The organism is Bifidobacterium sp. LH_389, from assembly GCF_056357235.1.
In genome coordinates this window covers 1-9799 of the sequence record NZ_JBKEVR010000029.1, presented here as the reverse complement: position 1 = coordinate 9799, position 9799 = coordinate 1, and the positions used below count along the sequence as shown (strand labels likewise).

The 9799-nt window shown below is 48.2% G+C and carries 8 protein-coding genes and 1 pseudogene; all 9 read left to right on the top strand.

Translation table 11 applies throughout. The features are described from left to right. Window positions 1-264: 264 nt before the first annotated feature. Window positions 265-1506, top strand: coding sequence for a beta 1-4 rhamnosyltransferase Cps2T (gene cps2T, locus AC1AZA_RS11290; RefSeq protein WP_476514750.1), 1242 nt, complete (start codon window positions 265-267; stop codon window positions 1504-1506). A gap of 14 nt (window positions 1507-1520) precedes the next feature. Then, window positions 1521-2867 (top strand): glycosyltransferase, encoded by a 1347-nt coding sequence (locus AC1AZA_RS11285; protein ID WP_476514749.1) that lies wholly within the window; start codon window positions 1521-1523, stop codon window positions 2865-2867. Window position 2868: 1 nt separating this feature from the next. Beyond that, complete coding sequence (locus tag AC1AZA_RS11280; RefSeq protein ID WP_476514748.1) at window positions 2869-3522, top strand: acyltransferase; 654 nt, start codon at window positions 2869-2871, stop codon at window positions 3520-3522. Between the two features lie 14 nt (window positions 3523-3536). Then, complete coding sequence (locus AC1AZA_RS11275; protein ID WP_476514747.1) at window positions 3537-4457, top strand: glycosyltransferase; 921 nt, start codon at window positions 3537-3539, stop codon at window positions 4455-4457. Between the two features lie 6 nt (window positions 4458-4463). Further along, a complete protein-coding gene (locus tag AC1AZA_RS11270) occupies window positions 4464-5564 on the top strand; it encodes an EpsG family protein (protein WP_476514746.1) in 1101 nt (366 codons plus the stop codon). A gap of 15 nt (window positions 5565-5579) precedes the next feature. Further along, window positions 5580-7013, top strand: a complete 1434-nt coding sequence (locus tag AC1AZA_RS11265) for a lipopolysaccharide biosynthesis protein (RefSeq protein WP_476514745.1) — start codon at window positions 5580-5582, stop codon at window positions 7011-7013. A 30-nt stretch (window positions 7014-7043) separates the two neighbouring features. Continuing rightward, window positions 7044-8153, top strand: a complete 1110-nt coding sequence (locus AC1AZA_RS11260) for a polysaccharide pyruvyl transferase family protein (protein ID WP_476514744.1) — start codon at window positions 7044-7046, stop codon at window positions 8151-8153. Then, on the top strand, window positions 8150-9136 hold the full coding sequence (locus tag AC1AZA_RS11255) for a glycosyltransferase family 2 protein (protein ID WP_476514743.1): 987 nt from the start codon (window positions 8150-8152) through the stop codon (window positions 9134-9136). Before AC1AZA_RS11260 ends, AC1AZA_RS11255 begins: the two co-directional genes overlap by 4 nt. Window positions 9137-9450: 314 nt before the next feature. Then, window positions 9451-9687, top strand: a pseudogene (locus tag AC1AZA_RS11250) (transposase); the annotation flags it as partial. Window positions 9688-9799 lie beyond the last annotated feature (112 nt).

The window sequence follows — 9799 nt, the reverse complement described above, 5'->3', positions numbered from 1 at the left end:
GCGCACGCCGAGTCCCTCGCGGTTCCTTAGCTCGTCGATGCGGTTTCTTTCCTCGGCCGACAGGTGGGAATACACTTTCGTCATGAGCGCGACACTTTCTCTTCGGTTGTGGACTTGAACACTTCCAACCTTAGAGCGGGTGTTGCGCTTCTATTTAGAACCCGGGTAATCAATAGGGGGGATGGTATGGTTGTAGTCAGGAGTATACCACTAGCCTAGTGGATGACAATGTGCCCGGAATGGGTGCTGAGCGGGAGGAACGCCGTGGGAAAGGGACAGATATCCGATAACGGCCGTTATGTCAGTTTTGGTACGGCGTCTGGCGTATCCAACATGGCGGACGTCCAGCATGTGTTCGTGGTTGGTTCCAAAGGCATCCCCGGCAACTACGGCGGTTATGAGACGTTTATGGACCGATTGACCGAGTATCATCAGGGCGAGTCTTCCATCAAGTACCATGTGGCATGCAAGGCTCAGGAGACCGGTCGCTTCTCGTATCATAACGCGGATTGCTTTAAGGTGAAGGTTCCGAATATCGGCCCCGCTCAGGCGATCTACTATGATGTGGCCGCGCTGAACGACTGTGTGAGGTACATCCGAGCCAATCGTATTCCGCATCCCATCGTGTACGTTCTCGCCTGCCGTATCGGGCCGTTTGCCGCGCACTTCGAACGCGTGATCCGCAAACTCGGCGGAAAACTGTACATCAATCCGGATGGGCACGAGTGGATGCGCGCGAAGTGGAGCGCGCCGGTGCGCAAGTACTGGAAGCTTTCCGAGCAGATGATGACCAAGCACTGCGATCTGCTGGTGTGCGATTCCAAGAACATGGAGACATACATCCACGAGGAGTACGGCAAATACGACCCGAAGACCACCTTCATCGCTTACGGTGCCGAAACTCGTTCCAGTAAGCTCGCCGACGACGATCCGAAACTGCTTGACTGGTACCGCTCGAAGGGGCTTAGCCCGAAATCGTATTACCTTGTGGTGGGCCGTTTCGTACCGGAAAACAATTACGAGACGATGATCCGTGAGTTCATGAAGAGCGATTCCACTCGCGACTTCGCCCTCATCACCAACGTGAGCGACAAGTTTTTGGAGGAGCTTAAGGAAAAGACTCATTTCGACGAAGATCCTCGCATCAAATTCGTGGGAACCGTGTACGACAAGGAGCTTCTCATGAAGATTCGCGAGAATGCGTACGGGTACTTCCACGGTCACGAGGTGGGCGGCACCAACCCGAGCCTGCTTGAGGCGCTGGGCAGCACGGATTTGAACCTGTTGCTGGGTGTGGGATTCAACAGGGAGGTTGCCGAAGACGCAGCCCTCTACTGGACCAAGGAACCCGGAGCTCTTGCCTCACTGATCAATAAGGCTGATGCCATGTCCCCTGAGGAAATCGCCGAACTGGGTCGCAAAGCGAAGGCTCGCATCCATGACGCGTATAGCTGGCAGTTTATCGCCGATGAGTATAAGCGTCTGTTTCTCGACGAAGATCGCTAGGCGGGAGACCCATTATGAAGATCCTGCACTATGCGCTGGGATTTCCTCCCTATAGAAGCGGCGGACTGACCCGATACGTTGCGGATTTGATTGATACGCAACAGTCTGAAGGTGATGCCGTAGGTATGCTGTGGCCCGGGGTAATGCGAAGTCGAAAACCCGCTATTAGGAAACATGGTATGGTGCGGGGAGCCGCATCGTTTGAATTGCGCAATCCATTACCAGTTGTATTGGATCAGGCGGTAGGGAATCCAGATGAGTTTCATTACCCGGTTGACCCTACTGTGTTCCGGAATTTTCTAGTCAAATATAGGCCGGATATCATCCATTTTCATACATTGCAAGGGCTATATCGAGAATTTGTGGATACGGCTGCCGATTTGGGGATTCCGACGGTTTTCACCACTCACGATTTTTTTGGCTTATACCCAATGAACAAAGTGTATCCAATGGATCACAATCTTAACGATGAAGAATGCACGTGGATTAATGCAGATGCACCATCGCTGAGGAAGCTGAAGATGCAGCAGTCTACAATGATACGATGGATTAAAAGTTCAAATATGCTTCGTAGGCTTCTTACAACAGTTGCTACCAGTAGGAAGAGTTATGCTCCTAACGTTGGTGAAACAGCTGAAATGACAGCTAACAAACTCCAGGAATCTGTGAAGAACTATACCGCTTTTAGGGCATATGAAGTCAATATTATAAACAGTATTGACATGCTATTGTTCAACAGTAAGGTTTCTCAAACGGCTTATGAACGGTACTGTATTCCCAAAGCTTCAATGATTTTACCAATAACGCATTCCAATCTACCGACACAACGAGATATGAAGCTTAACGATGATAAGGGTCAAATCCGTATTGCTTATCTAGGCGGCACCCGTCCCTATAAAGGGTATGTTTTTCTCTTAGAAGTAATTGATAAATTACGGAAAAATAGCTCAAGTAAATTACACTTTGATATCTATGGTGTAAACGGCAATAATGACGATTTGGTCTCTTATCTACCAAAATTTACTACTTTTAGTGCCGCGATGTCAAAAGAAGATGTTGTAGTAGTTCCAAGCATGTCCTATGAATCATTTGGCTTTGTGGTACTTGAAGCATTAAGTGCAGGCATTCCAGTGATTGCAAGTGATTGTGTAGGAGCTTCTTATCTTATAGATAAGAAATTCGGTTATATATATCCATCAGGAAACGCCGACGCGCTGTCGAAGACTTTATATCTACTAAATTCAAATGAGGTAGAGAAAAAGTGCGCATCTATCAAACAGTGGTTTAATACACCTCAATTTAATGATCATGTTTTTTCATTAAAGGTTATTTACAATAAGCTCATCAATATGGAGAAGTAATATGCGATATAAGATAAAAGTTTCAGGAAAAGATCGAATCATTGTTTTATGGAGAGCACTTGTAAAGGTTGTTAGGGGTGCTATCCGTGGTTTTGTTGTTAAAAAAAGGAAAGGATTATTATTCATTGGGAAAGAAGTAACTATCTCACACGGAAACCATATCTTCTGTGGTAAAAATGTAAAATTTGAAGATTATTGTGAAATACAAGGTTTATGTACTGGAGGCCTTCATTTTGGGGATAATGTAACAATAGGCAGAGGGGTAATGATTCGGCCGTCTAGTTATTATGGTATTGATGAAGGCGAAGGTTTAATCATAGGAAATAATTCTTCTATCGGCCCTTATGGATTTATAGGATGCTCGGGACATATTACTATTGGTAATAATGTAATGATCGGGCCAAGATGTAATTTTTTTGCCGAAAACCATGTCTTTCAAAATTCTAGACAGTCAATTAAAAGTCAAGGTGTAAGAAGGCAATCAATAGTTATTGGCGACAATTGTTGGATTGGGAGTAATGTTATTATTCTCGCTGGAGTAAAAATAGGTTCAGGCTGCGTGATAGGAGCAGGTACCTTAATTTCAAAAGATATACCGGACAATAGTGTCGTCATTGATCATAGGGAAAAATATATACGTAATAGAATTGATTAGCGAAAGATTATTCCATGGATAACTTACTGATAAGTGTTATTGTTCCGGTTTTTAATGTGGAAAATGAAATTGATAGATGCGTTAAGAGCATAATCACACAAACATATCAAAACTTGGAAATTTTATTAATAGATGATGGCAGCACAGATCATTGTCCTGATATTTGTGATCAACACGCAAAAGAAGATTCAAGGATCCGTGTTTTTCATAAAAAAAATGGCGGTTTATCAGATGCGCGAAATTTCGGCCTATCTAAAGCCCAAGGAGATTATATTTTATTTGTAGATAGTGATGATTACATTCAAAATGATGCATGTGAAAAATTAATTCATTTAACAGCCAATGGTGTAGATATCGTAGTTGGTGAATGTAGGCAAATCAAAAACTCAATTGTTACGTATCAAAAGCATTCAAATATTGTTCCTTTTAAAAAATATTCGTCTAAAGAGTATATTATTTCATCTATCAAAAAAAATGAATTATTTTTCCCAATTTGGTTAAATTTATATCGTAAAGATTTTCTTATTCAAAATAATCTTTTTTTTAAAAAAGGATATTATTTTGAAGATATGGAATTCACCATTAGATTTTGGCTTAATAATCCTATTGTCGTTTATCTAAATTATCCTTTTTATAACTATGTTATTAGAAGTGGTTCAATAATGACCTCTTCTGCAAAAGAAAAAAAACAAAAAGACTCTCTAGCAATTTTACAAGAGTGGTTTGCTTTAATTTTAACTATTCAAGATATAGAATATAGATCATACTGGCTACATTATTTAGTTAAAATATATATCACCTGTAGTCGTTTATATAATATAAAAGGATGGAGAATTAATAATCTAAATTTTAAATTTTCGTTCTTACATGCAAAAACTATTGATCTAAAAGCAAAGGTTGTAATTTTTACAATCCTATCAAAGTTTTGGATTTAATATATTATGACTGTTTTCATTCTACAGTTTGGTTTAATTTTGGTCTTAGGAATTTTACTTCAGGGTAAAATTATTTCCTCCAAACTTTTCCTCTTTTTGCTCTTTACATATATGGCTTTGATTGTCGGTTTTCGATCGATATCAGTTGGTGAAGATACAGCTCATTTTGTAGATGTTTTTCATCGAGCGCTCGACATATCCTGGACAAAAACTTTAACAAGTGGAACAGACGTTACTTATAATACTGTATTTGGTGTTGACTTAAAAATTGAAGTCGGTTTCTTTATTTTATGTAAGTTTATTGGCTCATTTACCGACAATGGTCAATGGCTTCTATTTGTTGTCGCTATTACTTCGTGTTTTTTATATGCAAAATTTATATATGACAATAAATTGCCGATCTTTTTAGCGTCATACTTTTTTATGTGCGAATCGTTCTACATGCAATTGTTTAATCCAATGAGGCAAATGCTTGCCATATCTATTGGACTTCAGTCTATATCTAAGTTTAGAAATGGTAATTACGCAGTTGGGGTATTAATAGTTCTATTTTCTTGTCTTTTCCATAAATCTGTATTTCTCATGCTATTTATCGGGGTATTTTATTTTTTATCAAAAAAAGAAATTTCTTATGTAAAAGCAGTTTTAGTTATTTCTTTTTGGACTGTTATTTCTATATCGGCAATTGCTGAGATAATAATTTATCTTGTACCTCGGTATAAAAATTATTTTTCAATCAACTATTTTGCAAGTAGCAATGGAATTGGGACGTACTTGTTATGGTTTATTGAAATATTAATTTGTATTCTGCTATACCGAAAAGATCGTACGACTGATGTCGATGTTTTAGTTTCTTGCTTGATCATTTATTTGTCTTTTGAAATCATAGCTTTGCAACTTGTGATGTTTAGTAGAGTTGCGTTGGTTTATCGTTTTTCAGTTTTTGCGCTTTTGTCTATTTTCCCTTTATATGTATCAAAAAGAAATAAAAATATCGTTGTTTTTTCATTAATGATTCTTACCTCTATCCTATACTTTAAATATGCTTCATCCCCTACACGACAATATGAATTCTTTTGGAACAATCTATCCGATCTTATTAATTAGTCTGGTTCTACAATTATGAAAAGCAGCCGTTATCGTGGTTTGTTGGTGAATTTGGTGGTGTTTGGGGTCAGTACGGTGGCTACGAAACTGATCTCGTTCTTTCTCGTGCCCCTGTACACCAGCTACATGACCACGGGCGAGTTCGGCGTCACCGACATGGCCCTCACCGTCATCACCCTCGCCATGCCGCTGGCGACCCTGTCCGCCGGCGACGCCACGCTGCGCTATGCCATCGACGACAGGGACAACGAGGACCGCTACGTCACCCTGGGGCTTGCCGCCAACATATTGGGCATCGTTCTGGTGGCCCTGCTCCTGCCCGTGCTCAACCTGCCCGTCTTCGGCGGGCTCGGCGACTACAAGGCCCTGTTCCTCGCAGCCTATGCCACCAACAGCCTGCTCGCCTATCACGGCAACGTCGCCCGCGCCCTCAACCAGCTCAAGCTCATCACGTGGGACGCGGTCCTCGTCTCGCTGGTCACCGCCGGATCCGCGGTCGTGTTCATCGCATGGCTGCGCATGGGCGTGGACGGCTACTTCTACAGCCTTATTCTCGGCGCCCTGGCCGGCATCCTCCTGTTCGCGATCGCGGGCCGGCACCTGGGCCACCTGACACGCATCCGCCGCGACGACCGCGCGCTCGTGAGCGCCATGGCCGCGTACGCCCTGCCCCTGATCCCCAACGCCCTGTTCTGGTGGATGGGCACCAGCATCAACAGGTTCTTCATCACCGGCATGCTCGGCATCGCCGCCTCGGGCCTGTTCGCCGCGGCCAGCAAGCTGCCCAACCTGCTGAACCTGGTCTACAACGTGTTCCAGCAGGCGTGGACGCTCTCCGCGTTCCAGGAATTCCGCAAGAGCGACGTCTCCGGATTCTTCTCCACCGTCCTCGGCCTGCTCAACGCGTTCCTGGCCGTCGGCGCCGCGCTGCTCGCGGCCTGCAGTCCCTGGCTCGCCGCCATCCTGCTCAGGGGCGAGTTCTATTCGGCATGGCCCCTGATCCCCATGCTCCTCGTGGCGATCTACTTCAACAGCCTCAACGCGTTCTACGGCAGCGTGTTCACCACCACCCTCAGGACCCGCGCCCTGTTCACCACCACCATGGCCGGCGCCCTGTCCAGCGTGGCCCTGACCTGGCTCCTGATCCCGCCGATGGGGCTCATGGGCCCGTGCCTGGCCATGGCCGCGAGCAACCTGCTCGTCCTCCTGCTGCGCATGCGCGCCTCGCGCGGCGTCATCCCCGTCCGCGTCCGTCCTCTCGTCCTCGCGGCCGGCGCGCTCCTGCTCGCCGCCCAGGCCGCGGTCATGGCCATCCAGCCCGCCGGCTGGCAGGCGACCGCATGGATCCTCACTGCCTGCATCGCACTGGCACAAATCCCCGCCCTGACCCCGGCCATACGAAAACTCACGCGACACGCGGTCCATAAAGCTCGGCATGCCGCAAGTTGAATGATTTACCTATTTTAGAAAGGACATGGTGTGAATACATCTTTTAAGCAGTGGCTCAAATACCTGATTGGTCCCAACCGGCTTACTAGCATCCGCCAGCATAGGGGCATTAACGACGGGTTGCGTATACATGGAGCCGAATTCGAGGCACGGGACAATGCCCCCAGCTGCTACCTGATCGGCTCCCCGGACTATCCCAACCTCGGGGACCTTGCCATCGCCGAGGCCGAGGTGGCTTTCCTCGAAGAACGCTTTGACGGCGGGGTGATGGAGATTCCCACGGGCCGACTGCCCGAATACCTTGCGTGCTTGCGCCGGTACGCCGATCCCTCAAAGGATGTGATCTGTCTGCAGGGGGGTGGCAACATGGGCGACCTGTACCCGAGCTTCGAATGGGAACGCGACCTGGCCATCGAGGAACTCGCCGCGTTCCGGATCGTGCTCATGCCCCAGACCATCTCGTACACGGACCCCGACTCGCCCCTGCTCGCCTATACGAGGAAGATCTATGCGAAGGCGCCACGGCTGACGTTGTTCGCCCGCGAGACCACGAGCGAGGCGATCATGAAACGCGAATACCCCAAGGCCCGGGTTGGTCTCGTGCCCGACATCGTGCTGAGTCTGGACGCCGCCGGATACCTCGACGACACGCCAGCCCGGCGCGAGGGAATACTCACGCTGCTGCGCGACGACGCCGAGAAGGCCACGGACCGGCGCGCCGCCGTCGCAGTCGACGAGGCGCTTCGAGCCACGGGGCTGGCAGTGACCCGTTCGGACACCATGGTCGACGCGCCCCGCCCGGTCCTTCCCGAAGCCCGGTATGCGCTGCTGGCGGCCAAGCTCCGGCAGATCGCCGCGTCTCGTCTGACGGTCACGGACCGGCTGCACGGCATGGTGTTCGCCGCGATCACGGGCACCCCGTGCCTGGTGATGACGAACAGCAACCACAAGGTCCGCGGCGTCTATCAGTGGATCAGGGACCTGCCCTACGTCCGGTTCGTCGAGGGCCCCGGCATGATCGGCGCGGTCGTGGACGAATTGCTGAACCTGCCGGACGGACAAGCATTCCCCCGCGAAACAATCCTGAAGGAATACGAGCCGCTCGCCAGAGCCGTTGCGAAGGAGGGAACGGAGCGATGAACAAGAGACCGTTGGTGAGCGTGGTGATACCCGTGTACAACGTGGAGGCGTATCTAAAGCGGTGCGTTGATTCCGTGCTGGCGCAGACGTATTCCAACCTTGACGTGGTGCTAGTGGATGACGGGGCCATGGACTCCTCCGGAGCCATCTGCGATGGTTACGCGGAGCGCGATGTCAGGATCCGGGTGCTGCATCAGGACAACGGTGGACTGTCGGCGGCGCGCAACGCGGGCATGAAGCTTGTGCGGGGCGATTACGTGGTGTTCGTTGACTCCGATGATTGCATAGGACCAAGGCATATCGAGCATCTGCTGTCCTGCGCATTGCATTATGATACACCTTTTACAGTCACGGGATATATGCCAGTTGAGGAGAAGAGTTCGCTGGAACTGAAAAAAACAATTCAGCCATCTAATCAACTCATTCCCCTCGAAAAGGCGATGGAATACACAGTTAAACTTGGCAGTCCTTTCGCTTCTCACGCATGGGGGAAACTCTATCGAGCAGATTTATTCCCGCTTTTGCACTATCCCGTGGGTAAGGCATATGAAGACCAGTATGTAACATATAAAGTCATCTATGCAGCTAAAGATATAGGATATGAAGATGCGAATGATTATTACTACACCATTGATAGAAAAGACAGCATCAGCAACAAAGATTTGGTAAGGAAAGTTGACTTTCTTGAAGCCCTGAGAGAGGAATATGACTTTGCTCAAATAAATTGCCCATATCTAATCCAAAGCCTCGAGACTCGCTATAGCGAAGAACTGGTGAGTGTGTTAAGTGTTCTTGTAAAAACAGATAATTCAGATAAACGGATTCTAGACACTATTTATAATGAACTAAAGACGAAAAGAATTAAAGTCCTGTCGGGTGAAATTTCGGTATCAGTAAGCAATAAACTGAAATATGCACTTACATTGCTCGGCATACATTGTTATCGTTTTGCCATAAAAGCCTCTTCGCTTCTGAGACAATGATGAATAGATGAATATTTGATTTGTTGAGCACGTTGGTTATTGTGGTTCGGCACCGGTTGGGGTAGTGCCCGGATTCTTGTGCACTTTGGCCTTCGCCCGGCTCTGTGACGATGACCGGTTCGCTGCCGGTACGGTCTCACCGAACCGGGACACGTCTAGGTAGCGGCGCGTCGACCACTCGTTCGAAGCCGCGCAGCGGACGCGCGCGCCGAGATAACGCCCGATTTTTTGCGCACTTTGGTTTGGGCTTGAGATAGAGGGACATGGCCCGTGTCCTGTGTGCGATTTTCTGTCGCCAAACAAAACAAATCGCGATTGGAAAAGAGGACGCGGAGCCATGTCATGGCAGATTCCACGAGGTCGACCAGGCCATGTTGGAGACCACCCTGGACCGGATGGTCAGGAAAAGCGTCGAGGCGACGCTCAACGCGATGCTCGACGCCGAGGCCGACGAGATCACCGGCGCCGCCAGATACGAGCGCAGCGGGGAGCGGAAGGCGTACCGGGCCGGCCATTGCAAGCACGACCCGGCCGTCAAGGCCGGGAAAATGATGTTTTGTTTCAATGTTTGTTCGGCGGGTTTGGCAGTGTTTTTCCGCAGTGTGGGCTGATGGTTTTCCGCAGGTTCGGCAGTGTTCGTGGGTGGTGTGGGTAGGCATCGGC